The sequence below is a fragment of the Streptomyces cyaneochromogenes genome (assembly GCF_003963535.1).
Lineage (GTDB): Bacteria > Actinomycetota > Actinomycetes > Streptomycetales > Streptomycetaceae > Streptomyces > Streptomyces shaanxiensis.
The window spans coordinates 4336989-4359655 of sequence record NZ_CP034539.1 but is presented as its reverse complement, the minus strand read 5'-3'; the positions used below and the strand labels follow the sequence as shown (position 1 = coordinate 4359655).

The window sequence follows — 22667 nt, the reverse complement described above, 5'->3', positions numbered from 1 at the left end:
CGTTTTGCCTAGTGCCCCCGGCAGGATTCGAACCTGCGACACCCGCTTTAGGAGTTTTCTCCGAACGGGCCTGCGACCTGCTGAAACGCTCGCTTCAGGTCGCTTGGCCTGGGAAAACACTCCTCTGTAGTTCTCGTGTGTTCACGGGGTTTCCCGGCCTCATGTGTGCTGGATCCGTTCCGGCTGGGGCCGGTCGGTAGAGGGCGATTTCGGAGACGTCGGCGCGCGTGGCACCAGGAGTAGCGTGGCAGGTGCGAGGCGGTCCCGTTGTCGCACCTGCCCTACAGACGGGTGGTCCTCATGACCAGCTCGGATACACCTCCTGTTCCCCGGCGTCTGCCCAGCGGTGTCCACGAGGCCGTGCGGCCGGGTTGTGCGCTTCTCCGGCTGGAGACGACCGCATCACGTGAAGGCGTCCTCGATGGTGCGTGGTGGCCGCGCTCGCGCGACATGGGCGCCGAGCTGCCCGCGCTGCTGAGTGCCCTCATCGCCCATCTCGGCCCTGTGGCCCGCGTGGGGTTGGACACCGCAGCTTGGGAAGGTCTCCCGACGCGCATCCTCGTGGACGACCGCGTGGTGCACATCGATTCCTTCCCGGTCGGTGACGACACGGTCCTGATCACCCGGGGCGACCGGGACATCTTCTCGCTCCTGGTGGTCCCGCCGGACGCGGCACCGGACGCCGCCCGCACCGCGATGGCCCAGGCGGTCCTGGCGGACAACATCAGCCAGGCGGAACAGATCCTCATCGACACCGGGAGCGGGCGCGGTTCGTCGGGCTGACGGATCACCGCCGGGCTCGACGGCGCAACGGTGTCGGACGGCGGGGCGAGGTCAGCCGCGCCACTGCAGCCGTCGTGCTCTTCGCGGTGCTCCGCGCGGACCGGGGTGTGTCGACGGTGGCCACATCACGGCCTCCGACGGCTCCGGCAGGGTCTCTCAGATGGGGACACGTGCCTGCCGGAGCGGTGCTCCGGCACGGTGGAGACTGGCGAGGGCCAACCGGTAGGAGGCGACCAACCCGGTTTCCACGTAGTCAACACCCAGTTCCTGGCAGTGGCGCCGCACGATGGTCCGGGCCCTGCGCAGGTTGGGGCTGGGCATGCTGGGGAACAGGTGGTGCTCGATCTGGTGGTTCAGCCCGCCCAGTGCGATGTCGGTGAGCATGCCGCCGCGCACGTTGCGTGAGGTGAGCACCTGGCGACGGAGGAAGTCCGGGCGGTCCTCGCCTGTCAGGATCGGCATGCCCTTGTGGTTGGGCGCGAAGAGGGAGCCCAGGTAGACGCCGAACAGGCACTGGTGGACGGCGAGGAAGGCGATCGCCATGCCGGGCGGCAGCAGCCACAGCAGCACGGTCAGGTAGAGCACGAAGTGCGTGAACAGCAGGACGCCGTCGAGCGTGCGGTGCTTCAGCGAACGATTGGCCAGTGCCTTCACGCTCGACACGTGCAGGTTGAAGCCCTCCAGGGTGAGGAGCGGGAAGAACAGGAACGCCTGCCAGCGGCCGATCAGGCGGGGGAGCCCCTTGGCCGCCCGCGCCTGGTCCTGGGACCAGACCAGCAGGTCGGGGTCGAGGTCGGGGTCGAGTTCCTCGTGGTTGGGGTTGGCGTGGTGGCGGGTGTGCTTGTCCTGCCACCAGCCGTAGCCCATCCCGATACCGGCACCGGCGATCCGTCCGGACACCTCGCTGGCCCGGCGTCGGCGGAACACCTGGCGGTGCGCCGCGTCATGGGCGAGCAGGGCGACCTGGCCGAAGACAACGCCAAGGAACGCGGCGACCGCCAGAGTCCACCAACTGTCGCCGATGAGCGCGACGGCGGCCCACCCACTGACGTAGAGCCCGGCCACCACCGTGGTCCGCAGCGCGTAGTAGCCGGGACGGCGCCCCAGCAGCCCGGCGGCGGCGATCTTTTTCGACAGGCGGGCGAAGTCACTTCCGGACGCCTCCGAGGGCGGGGGGCGGACCGCGGTGTTACTGCTCATGATGGTGAAACTCTCTCCGAAGAAGGGCCGAGTGGCCCGGCGCCGCCCCGGGAGCCGCTGGACCGGGCCGCAGGCAGGGCTTTTCGTCCTCCGTGGTTGCGGGACACATCACACGACCACGGAGCTGGGAGGCGTCTGCTTCGTCCGTCAGCGGCTGCTGCGCAGGCCCTCTGTTTCTAGCGGATACCCCGCCGCAGGCGTCTCACACCGTGTCAGACGGGGCCTCCGGAGCGGTCCGCGTGCATGTCGGCAGACAGAACCGACTCCGGCCGGTGAAGCGGATCTGCTGATCGCTGATGAGTGCTCGACGCCTGTCCGGTCAAGCCGCGGTCTCGGTGATGAGGACGGCAACGGTGACCGGGCCCGGGGCGTCGGTGGTCGCCGCGTCGGCCACGGCGGCCCGGACGGTGCGCGCGACTTCCAGAGGATGGTGTCCAGGGGCGACCGCGAGGTGGACCTCGACACGCCGGCCGGGTGGGTCGGCATGGTCCTCCATCTTGACCGGGCGGCTCCCCAGCACGGTGGTGAGGCCGGCGACGCCCGGAACACCCGTTGCGACGTCCGCCAGATCCCCGACGGGCCTTCGCGGGGAGCCCGCTCCGGTCACGGGGAGCGAGCTCCGTGCGGCTGCGGTCCTTGCTGCGGCTGTGCTTTGCGGCGTGAGCGTCATGGATCTCACAACGGTCCGCGTCTCCGTAGCTGTCTGCGGGGCCTCATGGAGATCCGTGACGCGCAGGTCGGCTGCCACGGTGGCCAGGCCGAGCCGTCGAGCGGCCGTGTCCAGCAGTCTGCTCCTCAACTGGTCGGCGGTTTCGGGCAGTGGCTCCCCGAGTGATGCCGAAAAGGCGGCTTCGATCCTGAGCGGGCCCGGCGGCATCGCGCTGGCCGGCGGACGGACGGCCGGCTCGGATACGGATTCGAGCGGCGCCGGCCCGATGCGCAGAGACTCCAGCCGCACCCCGGGAATCTCGTTCGCGGCCCGCCTGAGGGTCTGGACGGCCGCTTGCTCGGTGATCCAAGCCCCGTCGGCGGGCCCGCCCAGCGGGAGCAGCCGGCCCAGGCCGAACTGGTGCCGTACCGCCTGCGTCCCTGCTTCGGTCTTCACCGGCCTCGCACCCTCTTTCAGGTGACTTGTCGGACCCTCGTGCCTCGCAGTGTTCAATTCCGGCAATGCGCCCTAATGTAAATATAATTGTATAAAAGATAGCCAGGTGGGCCTCTAAGGGAGGAATATCCCGATGACCGAGATCACCGCCGTAAGGCGCAGTGGCGCTCCCGCTTCTCGTGGCCGGACGACGGTCGCCGATGTGGTGGTGGAGAAGATCGCCGGAATGGCAGCACGGGACGTGCGCGGCGTCTATGCCCTGGGCAGCGGATTCGCGCGCTCAATGGGATCCATGCGGGAGCGGATGCCCGGCGCAGGCAGCGGCAAGTCCGTCACACGCGGGGTCAGCGTCGAGGTCGGAGAGAAGCAGGCGGCCATCGACCTGGAGATCGTCGTCGACTACGGCGTCTCCATCACGGACGTGGCCGGTGAGGTGCGGGAGAACGTGATCTCCGCGGTGGAGCGGATGGCGGATCGCGAAGTCGTCGAAGTCAACATCACGGTCAGCGATGTGAAGCTCCCCGACGAGGAGGACGAAGGGGAAGAGCGGCAGCGGATCCAGTAGCCGGGGCGCAGCAGCCCGCGTGAGCGAAGGAGCGCGTGATGAGCAGAGCCGTGGTGGGCCTGATGGCCGGGATGGCGCTGGGTTTCGCCGCGTATTTCGGTGACTTCTGGGCTTTCCTGCTGGTGCTGGGGCTGGGTGTCGTCGGACTCGTGGTCGGGCGGTTCATGGAAGGCGATCTCGAACCGGGCGACTTCGTCCGCCGCCGGGACCGGCAGGAGCGGATCCGAGATGACCGGCGACGGGCACGGGGAGACTGGCGGCAGTGACCGGTGAAGCCAATCGGCGTCCGGGCATTCCCCGTGGGGAGCGTGGTGCGATCACCATCGCCGACCGGGTCGTTGCGAAGATCGCTTCCCACGTGGCGCGCGAGGCGCTGAGCCGGTTCACCGACTCGGTCGACCACGTACCACCCGGCCGCCGGATGCCACGCGTGACCACTTCCGTGCGGCGGGCACCGGAGCGGGATACCGCAGGACGAGGCGCCGAGGCTGCCGGCGGACGGCAGGCGGCGCTCGGCGAGGCACGGATGCGCATCACCGTCGAGCTCGGCTATCCGTCCGACATCGGGGCGCAGTGCGCCGCAGTGCGCCGGGAGGTTACCGAACGGCTCAGGACATGGGCCGGCATGGAGGTGTCCGACCTTGCGGTGTCGGTCGAGAGGCTGCACTCGGTGCATACGCGCCACACGGACCAGGAGAGGGTGAGATGAGCGCGAACACCTGGCGGCAGCCGACCGGTGACAGCGACCTTCCCCCCGAACCCGGACAGGCAGCTCCGTCCGCCGACGGCACCCCGGGGGCGGGCTCGGGCGCGACGGCAGCGATCGATGAACCAGGCCGGTCGGCGCGCCGTTTCTGGTCAACGCGGCGGATTCCCGCGGCCGTGGTGGCCCTGCTGTCCGCCGCGGCCATCGGATTGCTCCTGTACGACGTGGTCTCGGTCCGGGCAGGTCGGTCTGCGATGCGCTGGCGGCTGCGGCTCGCCGAGGAACTGGCCACACGGCCACTGGATGACATCTGGGTGATCGTCGGGGCCGCAGTGGCGATGGCCCTCGGCCTGTGGCTGTTCCTGCTGGCGGTGACGCCGGGACTGCGCAGGCTGCTGCCCATGCGCCAGCCCACCGGTATCCCTGGGACAGGGGAGGTCCGCGCCGGGCTCGACCGCCGCGCGGCCGCCCTGGTTCTGCGCGACCGGGCCGTGCAGGTGCCCGGTGTCCAGTCGGCACGCGTCGCTGTCGGCCGCCGGAAGGTCAAAGCCCGGGCGCGCGCCCATTTCCGCGAACTCGAGGACGTCCGCGCGGACCTGGACAGCGAGCTGGGCCAAGCCGTGACGTCCTTGGGACTCGCCCGGCAACCCACGCTGACCGTGCGCGTCCGGCGTCCGAAGAAGGGCTGAGGTGATCCTGATGCTCAGGACGGTGAACCGGGTGCTGCTGGGGCTTCACGGCCTTGGACTGTTCGCTCTGGGCGGCGGTGTGCTGCTGGGCGGGCTGGACCTGCCGCGCCGCTGGGACTTCGGCATGCCGGGCTGGTGGCCCTTCCGCGGGCCGGACGACGTGGTGCTGGGAACCGAGGGACGCACCCGGTGGCGGGAGGAAGGCTGGTGGTGGCCGACCGTCATCGCGGTGCTCGCGGTGCTGCTGGTCCTGCTGCTGTGGTGGCTCCTCGCACAGCGCAGGCGCCGCCTGGGCGGCGTCCTCGTCGACAGCGGGGACGGGGCGGCGGCCCGGCTCGACGGCGGCGCACTGGAGGACGTGATCGAGGAAGAGGCGCAGGCCCTGGACGGGGTCTCGGGGGCGCATGCACGGCTGACGGGCCGAAGCTCCGCTCCGGCTGCGCGCGTGCGGCTGTTGCTGGAGCCTCATGCGGATCCAGCGTGGACTCTGGGGCGACTGAGCCGGGAAACACTCACGCACGCGCGGGACTCGGCCGGCTTGGACCGCCTCCCCTCGAAGGTCCGACTCAAGGAAGTCCGCCACCGCGCACGACGCGTCGGCTGAGATCCACAGGGCCTGACTCCCAACGGGGGACACGGTCTGGCTCGCAGGGCAGGTCTTCACGACTGCCCCAAAGTCATCTACGCCGCGGTTCTCTCCAGGGAGGCATTCCGCATGGTCCTGTTCCTGACCCTGCTCGTCGCCGGAATCGCTCTGCGCCATCGGGGCGGGCGTCGACGGCATGCTCTATCTGACCTCCGCCGGTGTACTGCTCCTCATCGCCGATCTGCTCTACCTGGCGGCGGCCCGCTCCGTGTGGCGATCTCCTCGGCGCCCGGCCCGCTGAGGCCGCGCCCCTCCTGGCCTCGTCGTACGAAGCAGACGGTCGGAGCCCGTGTCCATGAGCAGTCGTTCGGTCTGCGGGGAGGGGTGGTGCAGCCGCAGGGACGCGTGAGTCTCGGCGGCGTGCCGTGACACGTCGAGGAAGACGCGCAGGCCGCTGCTGTCACAGCGGTCGACGGTGGTCAGATCGACGTCGATGAGGGTGATGCCGTCCTGCAGGCACCGCTCCAGAACGGCGCGCACCTGGGGCGCGGTGGCGGGGTCGATCACACCGGCCAGGGTGACCAGTGCCCGCCTGTCCCGGTCGTGCCGGTAGATGTTCAGCTGCGGAAGAGTCATGACGCCTCGGTTCGGATGCTCAGATGCCTCGGTCCACGGGTCCCGGCCGCTTCCCGCCCGGTCCGGGGCCCGGGTGTACACCCCGGGCACGCGTCGCCGCGGACTGAGCCGACGGTACCGAGGCGCGGCCGGGCGGCCGGTGGGGCGCCCGGATGCTCACTCGTGGTGCCCGGTACGGCTGCGGCAGGCAGCGGCCGCGGCGGCCGGGCCGGGGGGTGCTGTACCGGTACGCGGCGATCCTGTCGGCGTGCTGGAGGCCGAGCCGGTGGATCACGTACGCCGCCGCTGCGATGAGGACCACGAAAGCGGCGGCTGTCAGGAAGGCGTTCATGGCGGCCACCTCACATACCGATGATCAGCCGGCTGGCCCGGCCGGGCGGACCGGTCTGCGGGGGAACGGCTACGGACACCGCGGAGGCGCCGCCCTCGTACTCCCATGCCTCGCCCGGGTCCAGTGGCTGGTCGGCCGCCAAGACGCCGTGCCGGGCCTCGTCCGCGGCGATGAGCGCGCTCGCGGTCAGGGGCGGGCCGTCGTGGTCGGACGCGGCAGCCATCAGCCGGGCCGCAGACTCCGCCCCGGTCTCGGGCGGGATGACCAGGAGATCCCAGCGGCCGGTGCCGTAGGAGAGCAGCAGCAGCTTGTGCGGGTCGATCTCCGGGGTGAACCAGCCGACCTTGACGATGTGGCCGTCCACGGGAACCGTGCGGGGGATGACCGGCCAGTGTTCCGGGTTTACGGCGATGCGGGTGATGCGGCCCCACAGGGGATCCAACACGTCGGTGAGTGCCGGCAGTTCGCTCAGCAGATCACGGGAGCGGGGCCACCAGGCTCCGTCCAGGAGTCCGCGGGAGGGGCTCTCGGTCTTCAGTGCGAGACGCGCGGCCGGGGCTGCGACGGACTCGGGGTGCGGCAGAGTGGAGTACAAGGTCGCCGACATGATGCGGACCCGTCTCCGGGCCGCCTCTGCGGCGGCCCGGGTTTCATCTTTCGCCGGGGACGACCCGGCGTGGAAGCCGGTGTGCGAAATGCCCTCGGTACTGTCCACACTACTCCGCGTTTCGCTGCGGCGCGGAGCAGTGGCCACATGGAGTGGAGTACCGGCCGGGTGATCTCCCGGCAGTGTCAGCGCGTGCCGGGAGCTCCCGTCCTTCGGGTTGAAGGGCCGTCGCCGCCGGGCGCGGCCGGCACAACGGTGTCGGACGGCGGGAGTGAGAGGTCAGCCGCGCCACTCCACCATGAGCAGGGTCGCGTCATCGCTGGTCCGCCCGCCCCTCGCCTGCTTGAGCGTGTGGGACAGGGATCGCGTCACCGCCCGGATGCCGCGCCCGGTCCTCTCCAGTTGGTTCACGCAGTCGATCAGCTGGTCCTCCCCGAACTCCTCCCCACCGCTCTTGTGCTCCTCGACCACTCCGTCGGTGAAACAGAGGACGCGGTCCCCGCGCACTAGCCCCAGCTCGCTGATCCGAGGCACCGAACCACCCAGGCCGACGGGAAGGGTCGTCGGGGCGACCAGACGCTGTGCGACGCGGTGGTCGCGGACGAGGATCGGCGACGGGTGCCCGGCGTTGATCCACTGCGCCCGTCCCGTCGTCGTGTCCAGCTGCATCATCTGTGCGGTGACGAAGTGCTCGGGACCGAACTGCTCTGCCACGGCGCGGTCCATGAAGTCGTAGATCTCCGGCAGTCCGATGCCGGCCCGGCGGGCGTGGCGGTAGGCGCCGATGGCCACGGTGGCCATCGTGGCCGCGTCCAGTCCGTGGCCCATCGCGTCGATCATGGCCACGTGGAGGACGTCATCGTTGAGCGCGTAATCGAAGCTGTCACCGCCCACGTCGTAGGCGGGTTCCAGGATCCCGGCGACGGCGACCCGGGGCATGATCATCGCTAGCGGTGGCAGCAGCGACCACTGGATCTCCGCGGCGACGCTCATCGCCTCGCCGCGTCGGACGCCGAAGAACAGGTCGGAGTAGCCGTGCTTGGTCACCAGCAGGTCGGCCACCAGGCCGGAGATTCTGAGCAGCAGGCGGCGGTCGTGGTCGTCGACGCTGTCCAGCGTCACGACCATGACCCCCACCTGGTCACCGCCGTCCAGCAGGGGCAGGTGGACCCGGACGCCGTCCTCCCGGGGCACCTCCACGGGGACCGCGTCGAGGAAGCAGCGGCCCGCCTCGGAGTCGTCGATCACCTGAGGTTCCCCGCCCGTGAGGCCCTCACCGGGCAGCGGTACGAGCAGCAGCTGGCCGTAGTCCTGCAACAGCACCTGCGGTCGGCGGCCACCGAGCCGGTCCACCACGTCAGCGATCAGGGGCCCGATGAGATGGGGCGGCAATTCGTGCGCGCTGTCGAGGATCTCTCCGAGGAGAGCTTCTCCGAAGCTCTCGGAGCGGTCCGCGCGCCGTCCTGCCGTCATCCCCTCACCCGCCATGGTCAGGGGCGGGCCGGTATGACAAGGGATCTGTCGGTGCCATGGCTCCATCACGGGGTCGTGGACGCCCGGGCCCGCCGGGTACGCGTGGCAGGCCGGGTCGGGCTGCTTACCTGGGTCCGGCTCCTCCTTCCGACTCCCATGTGTCCTGTCCGTCGAGGCCGCTCTCGGCGAGTGCCAGCAGGCGCGGGGCGGACAAGGGGTTCTCGGGGTCGGAGGCGGCGGTCAGCAGCAGGGCTGCCGTTCCGGCCGGTTCGTCCGGTGGGACCACGAGCAGTTCCCAGCGCCCCACGGTGCCGCAGTCCACGGTGATGGCATGCATCTCGGCCGCCCCGTTGCTCAGGGCCACCTCGATCACATGCCCCGGTGCCATCACCTCCTGCGGGGCATCTGGCCAGGCGGCGGTACCCACGGTCACGCGCGTGATGGTGCCGATGCTCGGATCCAAGGAGCCGACCAGCGCGGGCAGCTCCAGTTCCAGTGCGTCGCAGCGCGGCCACCATGCGCCGTCCAGCGGGCCATGGCTGACATCCGGCGTGAGGCGCAGCCGGGGCAAGGGCATCCGGTAGGAGTGTCCGTCACCTGGGGCCGTACCTTTGGCGGACTTGGTGATGGCGTTCATCGTGCGATCCCGATCCGGGCGGTTTCCGGCTGCCCGTGTCTGTCACTCGCCGGGAACGGCGCCGCCGTGGTCGTGCGCCCGACAGTTCTCGGTACCTGTCAGGCTACTCCCGGCTGTGGCGGGCGGCGTGGCGCGCAGCCATCGCGTCGAGACACGTCCGTACGGCGGACGACGGGTGGCGTGGCGGCCCGGGCCGCGTACGACCGCCGGCTCATCGCTCCTCTGCCGAATCATCGGCGTGCCGAGGGCTGCCCTTCGGAAGACAGGGTCAACACACAGGGGGCGACGGGGCCGGGCAGCCCGACCACCTCGCCCATGTTCTGCCAGCCCCAGGACGAGAAGGCGGCTTGTCCTGCCTGGTCGGCAGGATGCAGCAGGGTGACCCCGAGGGAGGACCGCAGGTCTGTGAGCAGACGCTGTTGCAGGCGGCGGGCGATATCGCGGTGCTGAGCGTGCGGATGGGCCACGACCTGGGTGAGGACGACGAACCGTGCGCGGGAGGTGAGCCGCTGGATGATCTCCTGGAGCGTTCCGTCGAACCACCGGCGGTCGGAGCCGTCAGGGTCCACCGGATAACCGAAGGCGCAACCGATCAGCACCGTCGTTTCTGCGACCAGCAGGGCGAAGCCAGGGCGGTGGGCGGTGACCGCCAAGCGGTGCAGGAAGTCTCCACGGTCGTGGTACGCCTCGCCGGCGGTGCCCGCGACGGACTCCGCAGCCAGGTCCGCGATGTCCTCGCGCATGTCTTCTGCCTGCCAGCGGGTCAGCCGTCGAAGGCGGATCCCGTCCCTGAGGACCGGCTGATCCGGCCGACGAGCGGGGTCCTCGGGCGCCCGCGTCGCGGTACTCATGAGGTCGCCGGATGCGGCGGGCGGCACGGGACTCACGGGGGCCGTAAGGAGCAGCGAAGTCGATCCGGTGGTATCGAGGAGCCGGGTGATCTGCGCGCACGGATGGTGCAGCCGCAGGCGAGCGTGGACCCGGCTGGCGCGCCGTGATGCCGACAGGAGGACGTCCAAGCCCCTGGCGTCGCAGGAGCCGACCGTGGTCATATCGATGTCGATCACGGTGACACCGTCCAGCAGACACTGCTCCACTGCGGCCCGCAGCAGCGGCGTCGTGGCCGGCCCGATGTCGCCGGCAAGCGTGACGAGCGTCCGCTCTCCTCGGTTCCGCCGATGGATGTCCAGCCGGGCAAAGGCCATCACGCCTCCCCTCGGCGGGGTTGCGGACCTGCACGGGTGTTCAGCGCGGCCCCTGCCATGATGAGCTTGCGCGGAGTTGCTTCGACCGCGGCGGACATGATGCCGACCCGTCTCCGCGCCGACCACTGGGGCGGCCCGGGGTTCGTCTCTCGCCGAGGACGACCCGGCGGGGCGGCCGGAGTGCGTGGTGCCCTCGGTACTTCAACCGTACGTCGGCCGCAACCGGAAGCGGCTGCTTCGACGGGCGCGCGGCACGGTAGGGGCCGCATCACCTCACGGGCCGCCCCCACGGTCCGGGCTCTGCCGCGAGTACGAGCGCATGGGTTCGCGCCAGGCCCGGCTTGCCAAGGCCACCTCCAGCGTGTCCCCTCCCGTAAGGCAGCCTGCAGCGCGGGCGGACTTGCCCCGACGACACGGCGTCTGAAGATCAGGTTTTGAGACGGCATGACCTTCGGCAAGCTCGTCTTCCTCACGACCTGCGGCGCCCCGGCCAGCTACCAGCAGCAGCACGCCGCAGCCCAGGACATCCGCCGTCCCGACGTCCGCAACCTGGTCGCCGACATGGCCGCCCGCGACCGCCGTCGTACCCTGCCGGAACTGCACCACTTCAGCCGCCAACTGGGAGTCCCCGCGTGACCGAGCCGACCGCTCCGGACAAGAAGCCCTTCCTGTACGTCGTCGTGTGCGCGGCAGGTGTTGCCCGTGACGTCGGCAAGCTCATCACCACCGCCCAGGAGGCGCACTGGGACGTCGGCGCCATCGCCACACCGCAGGGACTCGACTTCATCGACGCCAAGGCGATCGAGGCACAGACCGGCTACCCGATCCGCTCCGCCTGGCGATCACCGGGAGACCCGCGCCCCCTGCCTCCGGCGGACGCGATCGCCGTCGCTCCCGCCACGTTCAACACGATCAACAAGTGGGCCGCCGGGATCTCAGACACCCTCGCCCTGGGCATCCTGTGCGAGGCGTACGGCATGGGCATCCCGACCGTGGCACTGCCCTACCTGAACTCAGCCCAGGCCGCCCACCCTGCCTATCAGCAGAGCCTGGACCGTCTGCAGGGGATGGGCGTCCTGATCGGCTCGTGCGAACCGCACCGGCCGAGGGCCGGTGGCGCGGCGGATCGCTTCCGCTGGGAGGAAGCGCTGGAGTTGCTGGAGCCTCTGGTCAGCACGGTGCGGTGACGCGGTTCCTTCACCGGAGACGGGCCGCAGTGATCATCGTCGACGCCCGTTCGCCAGGCTGCCGACGAGGTCACCGGGGAGCGAGGCAATCACTCCTCCTCGTGCGGACGTGCTGGGCTGCTGCCGAGGCGAGCTGATCCGGAAGTAGGAGGGGGTCCCCCGGGTAAAGACCGTTCACTCAGGAAACACCAGAGCGTTCACTCAGGAAACGCGCGAATGTTCACTCAGGAAACCCGCGCCCGTCCTGGACCGGCCAAGCGCCCGTTGTGTGGTGTCAGCGGTGTGGGAAACCTGGGGGTGAACGGGACAGGTGCCTTCCTCCTGCTGACGGCCTCGCGCGCGAGGCCGTCAGTGCCGGAATTACCGGTGTCGAGAAGGTGCCGCAGGCCCAGGCTGCGAAGGGCTCGGTGGGGTCTGGCCACGCTGTGCCGTTCGTGCTGCAACGCTCGTGCGGGCTTGGGCGGCTCGTGCTCGGGCGCTGGGGGCCTGCCGGGCGGCGAGGCGTTGGATGCGCCAGGTGAGGGTCCTGGCGGTGGAGCGGGCGTCGTCCAGGGTGCGCTGGCGGGCGGCATGCTGGAGGAGCAGCTCGGGATCGTGGCCGGCGGTCTCGGCTTCGGTCAGGGCGGCGGCCAGTGCCGGCCAGGCGGGGTCGTCGAGGATCTGCTGAGCGTGTTCGGGCACGATCACGAGGATCCGCTGGGCGTGCCGCTCCATGGTGCGGGCCGGTGGTTGGCGCTGGGCCAGGGCGGCCAGTGGCTCGGCAGCAGCCTGTTGGTAGACGGCCTGCAGGTGGACCAGGGCCTGGTGGGCGGCGGCGACCTGCTGGTCGTGCTGGCGAGCCTGGTGCCAGCGGGCTGTGGCGAAGATGACGAGCACGGCGATGTCGAGGAACATCGCCAGCCCGGACCCGTCACCGGTGACCGGCACGGTGCGCAGCGCGCGGACGGCGCCCCGGAGGGCGCGTGCCTGGTCCTGCTGGGCGCGGATGCGGGAGCGGGTGGCGCGTTCGAACGCTGTGGCGGCCTGTTGCAGCTGTGGCCGCAGGTGGCTGGGGGCGAGCAGCGGCAGGACATCGATGGCTTCGCCAAAGGCTGCGATGTGGGCCTGGGCTGCCGCGTCGTCACCGTGGTCGAGGTGGTGGGGGATGCGCTCAGCCGCGGCGGTGGCCTGGTACCAGGGGTTGGGCCTGCGCCGGCTGCCCGGCTCCGCTGCGGGCGGAGCCTCGATGGCGGTGAGGCGTTCGCGGATCTTGGGGAAGGACAGGTCGGGGGCGAGTTTGGCGCCGGAGAACCAGATCGGCTCGCCGGCGGCGTTGGTGTCGCCTGCCACGGCGACCTTGTACCCGCGTACGTCGCCGGAGGGAAAGTGCTGAACATCGACGAGGACGCCTTCGACGCCGTCGAGCAGGTGGAGGAATTCCTCCGGGCTGGTGGCGATGGACACCAGCTGGCGGACGGTGGTGCGCAGGCGCTCGCGGGAGGTCCGAGTCGTGCCGGCGCGGCGGGCTTTCTCCATCTCGGCGCGGGTGGGGCGCTTGGTGGCGGTGCGGTCGCCGCGCACGACCTGCAGGAGTCCGTATTCCTTCTCGATGGCGGCGAGTTCCTTGTCGGCCTTCAGGTAGTCGTTCCAGTGGCGGGCGGTGCTCAGGTCTCCTCGGACCTTGGTGGCGGCGATGTGGATGTGGTCGTCGGCGTGGCGTACGGCGACCCAACGGCACCCGTCGGGGTCGCCTTGTGGCGCGATCCCGGTGGCCGCCACAATGCGGCGCGCGATGTCCGCCCACTCGGCGTCGGTGAGGTGCCGGTCGCCGGGGGCGGCACGTACCGAGCAGTGCCACACGTGCCGCTCGGGTACCCGGCCCAGTCGGCGGGCTTGCTTGACCCGCAGGTCGAGGTCGGCCACGAGGCGCTTCTTTGTGGCGTCGAAGTCGTCGGCGCGGCCTGGGTCGGGTGCGAAGCCGTCCCAGGAGGCGATCAGGTGCGGGTCGGTGTGGTCCTTGGCCTTCTTCGTGTCGAACAGGTACCGGATCAGGCCGGCGGTGTCCTTGCCGCTGCCGATCTTGGCGATCACTGGGCAGCGTGGTTCATGGTCTGCGCGATGTCGCCGATCGCGGCGCGGACTGCGTCCAGGGTGCGCTCGGTCTGCGCGAGGACGGCGGTGTCCACAGGGTGTGGATCCCCTCCGGCGTTGAGGCGGTGGGCGATCTGGTTGACGTTGTTGCCGATGCGGGCGACCTCGGCCCGCAGGGCGTCGAGCTTGTCGAGGCAATCATCGAGCTGGGTGCGCTGCCCGGCCAGGCCCACGGTGAGATCGCCATCGAGGTAGGCCATGATCACGGCGCCGACGAGGTGGGCGCCGGCGATGCCCATCTCACGGGCCCGGGTGAGGATCCGGGTCTTCTCGTCGACGCTGTAGCGGACGTCGACACGCTTTTTGCGCTGGACGTCCTCGCGGGAACGGCGGCGAGCGAGACGACGCAAGGTGACTTCGTCGGCGCTGGCGGCGGGCGACTGCTCGGCTGCGTCGGCGGGTGCCTCCTCCTCGGGCACCCCCTGGTGCCCGAAGTCCTCCGCCACCCCCGGGGCGGAGGTGTCCGCGTTGGACCGGCCCTTGGACGGTCCAACGTCATACCTTGCTGGCTGGGTGACGGCGGTGGTCACCTCCTGCTGGCTGGTGGGGAGTTCATTGTGGAGGTCGGGCATAGAGCGGTTCTCCATGTGGTGTTGCGGTGCGACGGTGACGCGATTCGACGGCTGGCTCGTCCCCGTACTGGTCAGCGCGGGGACGAGCGAGAGAAGTCGAGTTCGCAGGGTGGTGGGTGCTGCTGGGAGCCTCAGAGGGCGTTGGCGGGTTCCTTGTCGGGCTCGGCCCGCCACTGGCTGGCGGCCTAGTCGAGTTCGGCCTGCACCCAGTCCTTGATCCGGGTCAGGCGGTCCTTGCCGATGCGGTAGCCGGCGTCTCGTATCGCCGCCTCGATGTTGCGGCGTGACGCGCGGCCTCCGCGTCCCAGCGGTGCCGTGCGGGCGAGGGCGAGGAGTTCGTCGAAGGTGACGTCGCGTTCGTGGCCCTCTGCCGTGGCGAGCGGTTTCCGAGCCTGCGGCACATTGGCGGCGTCCCGCACCACGTCGCGGGGGCGACCGGCCACATCGGGCATCTCTGCTTGCTCTGGCAGACCGGCGTTGCCCTCGGATGACGGAGTCGGCTCGGCGTAGTCGGTGTGGTTGTGGCCGTAGCCAGGGGCGTTGTGGCTCTTTGCGGTGGCGACCTCTTGAACGTGGCGTGTGGGGTGGCGGCGGATGACCAGGTCAAGGTGGACGGCTCCGGCCAGTGCCAGCGGGGCGATGGCTGACAGGGCGCCGACGGTGACGTCGTCCAGGTGGAGCCCGGTGGTGTGAGCCTGCTGGTTGAGGCGGACGGCATGCAGGGCGTTGGCCCAGATGCTGGTGATCGTGGCGATGCCGACGAGTGCCCAGACGTACAGCCGGGAGCGCCAGGGTGCGGTGCGCAGGATGAGCAGGGCGGCGACGCCGATGGCGATGAAACCGTCGATCACCAGGGGGAAGGCGTACGTGAGGATTCCGCGGACGTGGATGGCGACGGCCATCTGCCGCAGAGCGTCGTAGGAGAGGGCGAAGCCGATCGTGCCGACCAGGGCGACCCCGAGGCGGATCGCTGCGGTCAGTACTGGCGAGGGAGCTTGGGCGGTGCGTGAAGGCAAGCGGGGTACTCCAGGCGGGGAGCGGGTGCCATGGGCACCGAGTGAGGCTGGTGGGAGGGGGTGCGCACTCGTCGCACTCGTCGCGTGCCTGGTCACAGCAGGTACGGAAGGTTGGCGTGATACGAGTGGACTCGTCACGGCGACGACACTCGTCGCGGGGCTGACCTGCGACGCGACGAGTGCGACGAGTCTTTACGAGTGCAGGCCCGGGCCGGGGGCGGTGCTCTCGTCGCCGCTGTCGGGCGTCGGCTCCTCGGGGCAGTAGCGGGCCCAGGCGTCGGCGAAGCGGAGGCGGGCGAAGCCCTTGGCCTGCTGGCCGCCTTCAAAGCGGTGAGTGGCGGCCTTGATATCGAAGTCCTTGAGGAGGATGCCCAGGTGGCGTGGGCTCAGGCCGGCGGTGCCGTACTCGGCCCACGGCGCCTCCTGGTCCTTGAGGAGTTCGTCCAGCAGGTCCCGGGTGCGCATGATGTCGGGATCACCGCAGCGTGCGAAGGCGCGCCGGATGTCCTGCAGCAGGCGGGTCTTCAGGTTCGACTCGTCGTCCTTGCCTGCCTCGGCCGCGCACATGGACGCACACGCGGCGCGGGCCTCCTCGGGCCAGGTGCCGCCCGCCAGTTCCGCGACGATTACGAGCGGTTCCCAGGTGTCTGCCGCCCGGTCCTGCACCGGCATCGGCGGTACCAAGTCCGCTGCGGTGTCCATCAGGGGGCGCAGCCAGGCGGTCAGCCGGTCGCGCAGGCCGTGCAGGGTCGGGATGTCGCGGCGGGAGCGGAACTGCTCGACCCGCTCACCATCCTTGCGGCGCTGCATGCGGATCACCACCGCCCGGTCCATGACCGTGTCCGGTAGATCCCCGATGCCGGCGAGCGCTGCCATGGCGAAGGTGGGGAACGCCTGAGGCTTGTGCTCGGGCCCGGAGATGCGCAGGGCGGGCCGGTTGCGCTGGTGGCCGGCATTGAGCAGGCCGCGCAGCTCCTCGTTCTTCTCGGCGGCCTTGATGCTGCCGAAGATGGTGTCGGCCTCGTCCACCAGCAGGGTGGGCGGGTCATCGCCGATGGCGCGGAAGACGACCGCCGGGCTGGTGTTGACCGTGATCAGCGGCTCGCGCACGGTCTCCGTGATCACATCCAGCAGGCGGGACTTGCCGCACCGTTTCGCCGGTCCGACCACCGCGAGACGAGGCGCGTGCTGGAGGGCGGGCTGGATGTGCGTGGCCGCGACCCACAGTGTGACGGCGGTCAGCGCCTCGCTGCTGGGCAGGATCACGTACCGGGCGATGGCTTCCCGCAGCTCGTCCAGCAAGGCGGCGCCCTCTGGAGCCTGGGGAGGCTTCTCGTCCTCGGCGGGCGAGGGTTCGGGTATTGCGGGAGCTGCCTGGCCGGGGACGGCGACGGGCGGCCAGGTGGGCGTCGGGGATGCGGTAGGGGTGGTGGAGGACGTAGGTTCGTCCACAGGCGTTCCTCCCTGGTGGGCCGGACGGGCAAGGCCCGGCCCACCGGATCGGTCATTCAGGGGCGATGGGGCAGGGACTGTGCGGCTCTCGGTGGTGGCTCGCCGAGAGCCGTTTCGCTGTCCCTGAAAGGGCGGCGTCAGACCACGAGGTCGTACGTGGCCTGGGCGTTCAGCCAGGCGTCCACCTCGTGCCAGCGGTAGCGCAGGTGGCGGCCGACCTTGTGCACGTTGGGGCCGATGCCCCGGTACTTCCACTGGTAGAGGGTCTTCACCGGCACCCCGAGGTAGGCGGCGACCTCCGCAGGGGTGGCCAGCGGGCCGCGCTGGGCAGCTGCGGTGGCGACAGGGACGTTGGTACTGCGGGGAGAGGTCTTCGGCACAGGGCTCCTTTTCGGTCTTGAACAACGGGCCTGGACAACACAGCCACACCGCCAAGGGAAAAGTCCAGAGTTAGTTCTGAAACTCTGTACTACTTCTCTCAGCGTGGCCGGGGGAGACCAAACAGTAAGGGCGGATCCCCGGTTGCCGAAATCGCTCCCGCAGAGCCTGGAATTTTTCTGTGGCGCAACGGCTGGCAGAGGGGTCGGAATCCGGTACCTCCGCAGCTCAGAGATAGCGCCCAGCAGTCATCAGTGGCGCGGTCAGCCTACCGGACACTATGTCTGATAGTCGCTCAAATCGCCCATCTCCATGATGCGGAGGGAAGATAGCACGGCCTCTCCGCTGAAAAGGCTCGTGATGTACCGGAATTCGGCGAGACGAACACCACTTCGCCCCCGGGCGACTTTTATAGAGTTTAAGAACTAACTCTTGCCATGACGGCCGGATGCAAGTTACAGCTACCTGTCATGGCAACCCGACCTGTCGAAATAGGCCCCGCCGGCCTCCACACCGCCCGCGCCATCGAGCACCTACGCCTCGTGCGCAGCCTGACCCAGCACCAGCTCGCCGCCCGCTGCACCGCGCTGGGCCGCCCGATGTCCAACACCGCCCTCAGCCGAACCGAACGCGCCCACCGACGCTGCGATGTCGACGACCTCGTCGCCATCGCCACCGCGCTCGGTGTTCCTCCCATGGCCCTGCTCCTGCCGCTCCCGTCGGTGTCCAGTAATGACCGGAGGGGGTGCTAGTTGGCGCGGGTCTGGATTGAGGACCGTATCGGGCACGGAACGTACGTACGGGCCGTGGCGGAAGCCAAGCGGGCGGGCCGTACGCCGCCGGGGCGGTACCGCGTGCGCTGGTACGACCCCGATGGCAAGCCGAAGATGAAGACCTTCGCCCGCAAGGTCGACGCCGAGGCGGAGCGGACAAGGATGGAGTCCCGTCTCAACGACGGCTCCTACCGCGATCCCGCAGCCGCACGCGTGAAATTCGCAGAGGTGGCGGAGTCCTGGCTGGCCGCGCAGATCCATCTCAAGCGTTCGACCCGGGGCCGCTATCGCGGCGTTCTCGACGTCCACGTGATCCCCAGGTGGGGCACCACACCGTTGGACCGCATCCACTTCGAGGACATCGCCGAGTGGCTCGCGGACCTGCTGTCCGGCGAGGCGGCAGGCGGCAGGAAGCTCAGCCCTCGGTCGGTCCGCAAGGCGTACGTCGTCCTCAGCCGCGTTCTCGGCTACGCGGTCAAGGCTCGTCGTCTGGCGGTCAACCCGGCTGTCGGCGTGCCCTTGCCGAAGGCGGTGCCGGCCGACCACGTGTACCTCGATGACATGCAGGTCGACGCGCTGGCCAACGCGTCGGGCGCCTACCGGGTGTTCATCCTGCTGCTGGCCTACACCGGCCTGCGGTGGGGCGAGGCGTCCGCGCTGAAGGTGGGTCGCGTGGACCTGGACGCCTGCCGAGCGCACATCGTCGAGGCGTACGCTGAGGACAACGGCAAGCTCTACCTCGACACCCCCAAGAACCACGAGCGCCGGTCGGTACCGATCCCGCGGTTCCTGGCAGAGGAGTTGAAGCCCCACGTCCAGGGCCGGGGAGATGAAGAGTTGCTCTTCACCGCCCCTCAGGGAGGCCCGCTGCGTGCCCGTAACTTCCGTCAGCGGTTCTTCGCGCCAGCGGTCGTGAAGGCCGGGCTGGGGCACCTCAACGTCACCCCGCACAAGCTGCGGCACACGGCGGCTTCGCTGGCCATCGCCAGCGGCGCGGACGTCAACGTCGTACAGACGATGCTGGGCCACAAGTCCGCGACCCTGACGTTGGACACGTATGGCCACCTCTTCCCGGACCGTCTGGACGAGGTGTCGAAGAAGATGCACAAGCGCCGCGCCAAGCAGCTGGCCAAGGCGAAGGCCAAATTGGAGAAGGCGGAACGGCAGGCCCGCAAGGCCGCTGAGGCGGTGGCCGCACTGGAGGAAGGCGCCGCGTGATGTGTGCCTAATCCGTGCGGGGGAGCCGTAGTCGAAGGGGCCGCGCCACCACGCTGTTGCGGTGGGGCGGCCCCTCGCCGCTCCCTCGGATCAGATGCCGCGCGGTCGGCGGCCTTCCTGCCAGGCCCCGTCAATCGCTGCAGCGGCCGTGTCTCCAGCCAGCTGCTCGATCTCCTCGGGAACCTCCCGCTCGTCGAGCACAAAGAGCCGGCCACCTACGAGCTGGGTGGTCGCCTTCCAGCCGAGACGACGTCCCGCCTCCCGAGCGGCACGCCGGACGTCCTTGAGCTCGCCCATCTCCGCGAGATCGTCGCTGCTCAGGATCAGATGCCCGTAGTAGCCCTGGTACTCGGGCTTGAGCGCGGCCCGCATCAGCGACTCAAGGCGGTCGATCAACTTCTCGTGCCGGCGCCGGGCCAGATCATCCTTGACGGGCATCCTGCCAGCTCCCCACCGTCCGCGCGCATGGCATGTGTGCCATATGTGTGCTGCAAGCGCAGGAGCCCTCCCGTCCGCTGGACGGAAGGGCTCCTGACCTGGTGCTTTGCTGTGCCCCCGGCAGGATTCGAACCTGCGACACCCGCTTTAGGAGAGCGGTGCTCTATCCCCTGAGCTACGAAGGCGAAAGGTGTCCTGACAGCGTAGCGGATACGTCCCTCGGCGTTCGCCCCGGTTGCCGGTGATCGGTGGTGTGGTTCGGCGATCTTCTTCGGGGGCCTCCCTCGGGGCTCTCCGGGAGCGCTTGACCTCAAGTTCGCTTGAGATTTTACGTTGCTTGAGCGGGCCCCACCCGGAGGTGGCGCTCGATCGCTCCCGACCGACTTCCCGGAACCGAGGTACACCATGTCCCGTGCCATGTCGCAGCCCCCGCTCAAGATCGGCGTTCTCATCGGCAGCGTTCGTCCCGGCCGTTTCGCCGACAAGGTGTCTCAGTGGTTCGTCTCCGAGATCGGCCGGCGTGACGACATGGAGACGCATGTCATCGACCTGTCCGAACCCGCCCTCGCCGGCGAGCTCAAGCTCACCCTGGAGCGGTCCGCCGCCCCGGACGACGCCCCGGCCCTGGCCGAGCGGATCGGTGGGCTCGACGGGTTCGTCGTCGTCACGCCCGAGTACAACCACGGGTACCCGGCCTCGCTGAAGCTGGCCATCGACTACGTGTACCGGGAGTGGCGGGCCAAGCCGGTCGGCTTCGTCTCCTACGGCGGTATGGCCGGTGGCCAGCGGGCGGTGGAGCAGCTGCGCCAGGTCTTCGCCGAGCTGCACGCCGTCACTCTGCGCGACACCGTGAGCTTCCACATGGCGTGGGAGCAGTTCGACGACGAGGGCCGCCCGCACGACACGGACGGCACCTCCAAGGCCGCCTCCGTGCTGCTGGACCAGCTCGCCTGGTGGGGGCTGACCCTGCGCGAGGGGCGTGCCGCCAGGCCTTACGACGGCTGAGATCGCACCGTGGGCAACGGCGGCCGAGGTCGCACCCTGGGCGCGGCGGCTGCCCGGTCGGCGGCTGCCCGGGCAGTGAGGCGATGCCGCCTCACCTCACTCCACCGACACCCGAGCGAACCTCCCCGCCTCACCTCACTCCACCGACACCCGAGCGAACCTCCCCGCCACCCCCAGGTCCCCCTCCACCCGCCCGGCCGTCTCCAACAGCTCCGGCAGCACCTCCCGTACGCACTCCTCCACCGTCCGCCGAGCGGCGTGCGTCGCCACGTTCACCGCGGCGACCACCCGGCCCGTGCGGTCGCGGACCGGTACCGCCACCGAGCGCAGGCCCTCCTCCAGCTCCTCGTCGACCAGGGCGTACCCCCGCGCGCGGACGTCCTCCAGGGCGGCCGTCAGGGTGGAGGGGTCGGTGATCGTGCGGGGGGTCAGCGGGCGCAGCAGGGCTGCCCCGCTCGCGTCCAACTTCCTTTCCCCGGGCGGGAGATCCGCCAGCAGGACGCGGCCAAGTGAGGTCGCGTAGGCCGGCAGCCGTGTGCCGACCGTCACGTTGACGCTCATCACGCGGGCGGTGGCGGCCCGGGCCGTGTACTGGATCTCCTCGCCGGACGGTGTCAGCACCGCCAGCGACGCCGACTCGTGGACGCGGTAGGCCAGTTCGGCCAGGTGCGGAGCAGCGATCCGGGCCAAGGAGGTGCGGGACAGGGGCGGGAAACCCAGCGACAGGACGCGGGGGGTGAGCGCGAAGCCGCGGGTGCCGGACTGGCGTACCAGGCCCAGATGCTCGTACGTGATGAGGGCCCTGCGTGCCGTGGCGCGGGACAGACCCGTCGCCCGTGCCACGTCCGTGAGCGTCAGTTCGGCCCGTCCCGCGCCGAAGGCGGTCAGTACGGTCAGTCCGCGGGCCAGCGACTCGACGAACTCCCTGCCCAGCTCCTGCTTGGAGGCGCCCGTCCAGGTCGCCAGGCCGGTCGGTGCCGGGCCGGGCGCGGGTTCGGGTGCCTCGCGCAGTTCGCGTTCCATCTCCGCCACCGCCGTGCGCAGGCGGGGGAGGAGCGTGTCGCGCAGGTGCGCGGCCGTGTGGCGGCTCGTGTGGCTCACCACGTTCGCCACGCAGGCGATACGGCCGCCCGCGCGGGGGTCGCGTACCGGTACCGACACCGCCACCAGCCCCGGCTCGATCAACTGGTCGTCCAGCGCCCAGCCGTCCTTGCCGGCCCGTTCGGCCCGGCGTGCGAAGTCCTGGTCGTACTCTTCGTCCTCGTCGGGTGACGTGTGCTCCCGGGGTGGTACGGCGGGAAAGCCCCGGTCCTGCGGGTCCGCCGCCCGCCGCTCGTGCCATGCCCGCCACTGCGCGTCCGTCCACTCCGTCGCGAACAGCGGGCCCGGCGCGGTGCGTTCGGCGGGGAGCCGGTCGCCGATGCGGAAGCTGAGGGACATCGCGCGGCGGCGGGTCGCCTGGTGGATGAAGCGGATGCCGTCGCGGTCGGCGACCGCCAGGGACACCGACTCGTCCAGCGCGTCGGCGAGCGCGTCGGCGTGGGAGGCGAGCAGGGCGGGCAGGCCGAGGGCGGCCAGGTAGGCGTTGCCGAGTTCCATCACACGGGGGGCCAGCACCACATCACGGCCGTCGAGGCGGACGTATCCCATGCGCGCGAGCGTGGACGCGATCCGGTCCACCGTCGAGCGCGCCAGCCCGGTGCTCCGCTCCAGCCCGCTCGCGCTCAGCGTCCCGCCGGCCTCCGTCAGCCGTCGCAGCACCACCACACCCCGGATCAGCGGAGTGACCGCCTCCGCCGGCACGGCACGGTCGTCGTCCAGGGTCGTCTTCGCGGGCATCGGCTCTCCGTACGGCGGTCGCAGCAGCCCTAACCGTAATCCGCCCTACGCGCGCGATCCGCAACCCTGCCCCACGCCCCCGCCCGAGTGTTCGCCCCATCCCCGTTCCCGTCTCCGTCCCCCAAGCCCGACCCCA

Annotated in this window: 26 protein-coding genes and 1 tRNA gene; 11 read left to right on the top strand and 16 right to left on the bottom strand. The window is 70.2% G+C overall.

Annotated features, from left to right (window positions below; translation table 11 throughout):
- The first annotated feature begins 300 nt into the window (after positions 1-300).
- Entirely contained in the window at positions 301-783 is a 483-nt protein-coding gene (locus EJ357_RS19515; RefSeq protein WP_086698444.1) for a DUF5994 family protein, read from the top strand.
- Between the two features lie 156 nt (positions 784-939).
- Here the strand turns inward: EJ357_RS19515 and EJ357_RS19510 are convergent, their stop codons facing one another.
- A complete protein-coding gene (locus EJ357_RS19510) occupies positions 940-1983 on the bottom strand; it encodes a fatty acid desaturase family protein (protein ID WP_126392891.1) in 1044 nt (347 codons plus the stop codon).
- Positions 1984-2302: 319 nt separating this feature from the next.
- Complete coding sequence (locus EJ357_RS19505) at positions 2303-3088, bottom strand: hypothetical protein (RefSeq protein WP_055539115.1); 786 nt, start codon at positions 3086-3088, stop codon at positions 2303-2305.
- 133 nt (positions 3089-3221) lie between these two features.
- Between EJ357_RS19505 and EJ357_RS19500 the strand changes: the two genes are divergently transcribed.
- From EJ357_RS19500 to amaP, 5 genes are read left to right on the top strand one after another with little or no spacing between them, the layout of a single operon-like run.
- A complete protein-coding gene (locus EJ357_RS19500) occupies positions 3222-3653 on the top strand; it encodes an Asp23/Gls24 family envelope stress response protein (protein WP_086698432.1) in 432 nt (143 codons plus the stop codon).
- A 38-nt stretch (positions 3654-3691) separates the two neighbouring features.
- Complete coding sequence (locus tag EJ357_RS19495) at positions 3692-3919, top strand: hypothetical protein (RefSeq protein ID WP_055539113.1); 228 nt, start codon at positions 3692-3694, stop codon at positions 3917-3919.
- A complete protein-coding gene (locus EJ357_RS19490) occupies positions 3916-4362 on the top strand; it encodes an Asp23/Gls24 family envelope stress response protein (RefSeq protein WP_107463575.1) in 447 nt (148 codons plus the stop codon). The genes EJ357_RS19495 and EJ357_RS19490 overlap by 4 nt, the downstream gene beginning before the upstream one ends.
- Positions 4359-5048, top strand: coding sequence for a DUF6286 domain-containing protein (locus tag EJ357_RS19485; protein ID WP_055539111.1), 690 nt, complete (start codon positions 4359-4361; stop codon positions 5046-5048). Before EJ357_RS19490 ends, EJ357_RS19485 begins: the two co-directional genes overlap by 4 nt.
- Positions 5049-5058: 10 nt before the next feature.
- Positions 5059-5652, top strand: coding sequence for an alkaline shock response membrane anchor protein AmaP (amaP, locus tag EJ357_RS19480; RefSeq protein ID WP_126392890.1), 594 nt, complete (start codon positions 5059-5061; stop codon positions 5650-5652).
- A 228-nt stretch (positions 5653-5880) separates the two neighbouring features.
- On the opposite strand, the gene EJ357_RS19475 is transcribed toward amaP, so the two are convergent.
- The 6 genes from EJ357_RS19475 to EJ357_RS19450 all read right to left on the bottom strand — a co-directional run bounded on the left by EJ357_RS19475 (position 5881) and on the right by EJ357_RS19450 (position 10523).
- On the bottom strand, positions 5881-6270 hold the full coding sequence (locus tag EJ357_RS19475) for an STAS domain-containing protein (RefSeq protein ID WP_126392889.1): 390 nt from the start codon (positions 6268-6270) through the stop codon (positions 5881-5883).
- A 19-nt stretch (positions 6271-6289) separates the two neighbouring features.
- Entirely contained in the window at positions 6290-6601 is a 312-nt protein-coding gene (locus EJ357_RS19470; RefSeq protein ID WP_086698428.1) for a hypothetical protein, read from the bottom strand.
- 10 nt (positions 6602-6611) lie between these two features.
- A complete protein-coding gene (locus tag EJ357_RS19465; protein ID WP_055539108.1) occupies positions 6612-7316 on the bottom strand; it encodes a DUF5994 family protein in 705 nt (234 codons plus the stop codon).
- Positions 7317-7487: 171 nt separating this feature from the next.
- Positions 7488-8681: a PP2C family protein-serine/threonine phosphatase gene (locus EJ357_RS19460; RefSeq protein ID WP_055539107.1), complete on the bottom strand. Its 1194-nt coding sequence runs from the start codon at positions 8679-8681 to the stop codon at positions 7488-7490.
- Between the two features lie 124 nt (positions 8682-8805).
- Complete coding sequence (locus EJ357_RS19455) at positions 8806-9318, bottom strand: DUF5994 family protein (protein WP_228473096.1); 513 nt, start codon at positions 9316-9318, stop codon at positions 8806-8808.
- A 230-nt stretch (positions 9319-9548) separates the two neighbouring features.
- The gene (locus EJ357_RS19450) at positions 9549-10523 is read right to left on the bottom strand and encodes an STAS domain-containing protein (RefSeq protein ID WP_107463573.1); all 975 of its coding nucleotides are present in this window, start codon (positions 10521-10523) and stop codon (positions 9549-9551) included.
- A 444-nt stretch (positions 10524-10967) separates the two neighbouring features.
- On the opposite strand from EJ357_RS19450, the gene EJ357_RS50760 reads away from it, so the two are divergent.
- Together EJ357_RS50760 and EJ357_RS19435 are read left to right on the top strand one after the other, a co-directional pair.
- Positions 10968-11159: a ferritin family protein gene (locus EJ357_RS50760; RefSeq protein WP_085571751.1), complete on the top strand. Its 192-nt coding sequence runs from the start codon at positions 10968-10970 to the stop codon at positions 11157-11159.
- Positions 11156-11710, top strand: a complete 555-nt coding sequence (locus EJ357_RS19435; protein WP_126392888.1) for a flavoprotein — start codon at positions 11156-11158, stop codon at positions 11708-11710. The genes EJ357_RS50760 and EJ357_RS19435 overlap by 4 nt, the downstream gene beginning before the upstream one ends.
- A 360-nt stretch (positions 11711-12070) precedes the next feature.
- Here the strand turns inward: EJ357_RS19435 and EJ357_RS19430 are convergent, their stop codons facing one another.
- The 5 genes from EJ357_RS19430 to EJ357_RS19410 all read right to left on the bottom strand — a co-directional run bounded on the left by EJ357_RS19430 (position 12071) and on the right by EJ357_RS19410 (position 17260).
- Positions 12071-13780 carry a relaxase/mobilization nuclease domain-containing protein gene (locus EJ357_RS19430; RefSeq protein ID WP_126392887.1) on the bottom strand — a complete coding sequence of 570 codons (1710 nt, stop codon included), beginning with the start codon at positions 13778-13780 and terminating at the stop codon, positions 12071-12073.
- Complete coding sequence (locus tag EJ357_RS19425) at positions 13777-14412, bottom strand: MobC family plasmid mobilization relaxosome protein (RefSeq protein ID WP_126392886.1); 636 nt, start codon at positions 14410-14412, stop codon at positions 13777-13779. The genes EJ357_RS19430 and EJ357_RS19425 overlap by 4 nt, the downstream gene beginning before the upstream one ends.
- 185 nt (positions 14413-14597) lie before the next feature.
- Entirely contained in the window at positions 14598-15428 is an 831-nt protein-coding gene (locus EJ357_RS19420; RefSeq protein WP_126392885.1) for a DUF2637 domain-containing protein, read from the bottom strand.
- A gap of 192 nt (positions 15429-15620) precedes the next feature.
- The gene (locus EJ357_RS19415; RefSeq protein WP_126392884.1) at positions 15621-16880 is read right to left on the bottom strand and encodes a DUF3631 domain-containing protein; all 1260 of its coding nucleotides are present in this window, start codon (positions 16878-16880) and stop codon (positions 15621-15623) included.
- A gap of 137 nt (positions 16881-17017) precedes the next feature.
- The gene (locus tag EJ357_RS19410; RefSeq protein ID WP_175647442.1) at positions 17018-17260 is read right to left on the bottom strand and encodes a helix-turn-helix transcriptional regulator; all 243 of its coding nucleotides are present in this window, start codon (positions 17258-17260) and stop codon (positions 17018-17020) included.
- Positions 17261-17728: 468 nt separating this feature from the next.
- Here EJ357_RS19410 and EJ357_RS19405 point away from each other — a divergent pair, with 468 nt between their 5' ends.
- Both EJ357_RS19405 and EJ357_RS19400 read left to right on the top strand, forming a co-directional pair.
- Positions 17729-18010 (top strand): helix-turn-helix domain-containing protein, encoded by a 282-nt coding sequence (locus EJ357_RS19405; protein WP_107485938.1) that lies wholly within the window; start codon positions 17729-17731, stop codon positions 18008-18010.
- A gap of 54 nt (positions 18011-18064) precedes the next feature.
- The gene (locus tag EJ357_RS19400) at positions 18065-19249 is read left to right on the top strand and encodes a tyrosine-type recombinase/integrase (RefSeq protein ID WP_228473095.1); all 1185 of its coding nucleotides are present in this window, start codon (positions 18065-18067) and stop codon (positions 19247-19249) included.
- 90 nt (positions 19250-19339) lie between these two features.
- Here the strand turns inward: EJ357_RS19400 and EJ357_RS19395 are convergent, their stop codons facing one another.
- Positions 19340-19687, bottom strand: coding sequence for a hypothetical protein (locus EJ357_RS19395; RefSeq protein ID WP_085571756.1), 348 nt, complete (start codon positions 19685-19687; stop codon positions 19340-19342).
- 112 nt (positions 19688-19799) lie between these two features.
- Positions 19800-19872 (bottom strand) — tRNA-Arg (locus EJ357_RS19390).
- Between the two features lie 232 nt (positions 19873-20104).
- Here EJ357_RS19390 and EJ357_RS19385 point away from each other — a divergent pair.
- The gene (locus EJ357_RS19385; protein ID WP_126392883.1) at positions 20105-20692 is read left to right on the top strand and encodes an NADPH-dependent FMN reductase; all 588 of its coding nucleotides are present in this window, start codon (positions 20105-20107) and stop codon (positions 20690-20692) included.
- 135 nt (positions 20693-20827) lie between these two features.
- Here the strand turns inward: EJ357_RS19385 and EJ357_RS19380 are convergent, their stop codons facing one another.
- Positions 20828-22531 (bottom strand): IclR family transcriptional regulator domain-containing protein, encoded by a 1704-nt coding sequence (locus EJ357_RS19380; protein WP_126392882.1) that lies wholly within the window; start codon positions 22529-22531, stop codon positions 20828-20830.
- Positions 22532-22667: the final 136 nt, after the last annotated feature.

Coding starts and splice junctions, on each gene's coding strand:
- EJ357_RS19470 (WP_086698428.1), bottom strand. CDS start 6,601: ATGAACGCCTTCCTGACAGCCGCCGCTTTCGTGGTCCTCATCGCAGCG.
- EJ357_RS19500 (WP_086698432.1), top strand. CDS start 3,222: ATGACCGAGATCACCGCCGTAAGGCGCAGTGGCGCTCCCGCTTCTCGT.
- EJ357_RS19395 (WP_085571756.1), bottom strand. CDS start 19,687: ATGCCCGTCAAGGATGATCTGGCCCGGCGCCGGCACGAGAAGTTGATC.
- amaP (WP_126392890.1), top strand. CDS start 5,059: ATGCTCAGGACGGTGAACCGGGTGCTGCTGGGGCTTCACGGCCTTGGA.
- EJ357_RS19450 (WP_107463573.1), bottom strand. CDS start 10,523: ATGGCCTTTGCCCGGCTGGACATCCATCGGCGGAACCGAGGAGAGCGG.
- EJ357_RS50760 (WP_085571751.1), top strand. CDS start 10,968: ATGACCTTCGGCAAGCTCGTCTTCCTCACGACCTGCGGCGCCCCGGCC.
- EJ357_RS19515 (WP_086698444.1), top strand. CDS start 301: ATGACCAGCTCGGATACACCTCCTGTTCCCCGGCGTCTGCCCAGCGGT.
- EJ357_RS19380 (WP_126392882.1), bottom strand. CDS start 22,531: ATGCCCGCGAAGACGACCCTGGACGACGACCGTGCCGTGCCGGCGGAG.
- EJ357_RS19425 (WP_126392886.1), bottom strand. CDS start 14,412: ATGCCCGACCTCCACAATGAACTCCCCACCAGCCAGCAGGAGGTGACC.
- EJ357_RS19455 (WP_228473096.1), bottom strand. CDS start 9,318: ATGAACGCCATCACCAAGTCCGCCAAAGGTACGGCCCCAGGTGACGGA.
- EJ357_RS19495 (WP_055539113.1), top strand. CDS start 3,692: ATGAGCAGAGCCGTGGTGGGCCTGATGGCCGGGATGGCGCTGGGTTTC.
- EJ357_RS19460 (WP_055539107.1), bottom strand. CDS start 8,681: ATGACGGCAGGACGGCGCGCGGACCGCTCCGAGAGCTTCGGAGAAGCT.
- EJ357_RS19475 (WP_126392889.1), bottom strand. CDS start 6,270: ATGACTCTTCCGCAGCTGAACATCTACCGGCACGACCGGGACAGGCGG.
- EJ357_RS19405 (WP_107485938.1), top strand. CDS start 17,729: ATGGCAACCCGACCTGTCGAAATAGGCCCCGCCGGCCTCCACACCGCC.
- EJ357_RS19485 (WP_055539111.1), top strand. CDS start 4,359: ATGAGCGCGAACACCTGGCGGCAGCCGACCGGTGACAGCGACCTTCCC.
- EJ357_RS19510 (WP_126392891.1), bottom strand. CDS start 1,983: ATGAGCAGTAACACCGCGGTCCGCCCCCCGCCCTCGGAGGCGTCCGGA.
- EJ357_RS19385 (WP_126392883.1), top strand. CDS start 20,105: ATGTCGCAGCCCCCGCTCAAGATCGGCGTTCTCATCGGCAGCGTTCGT.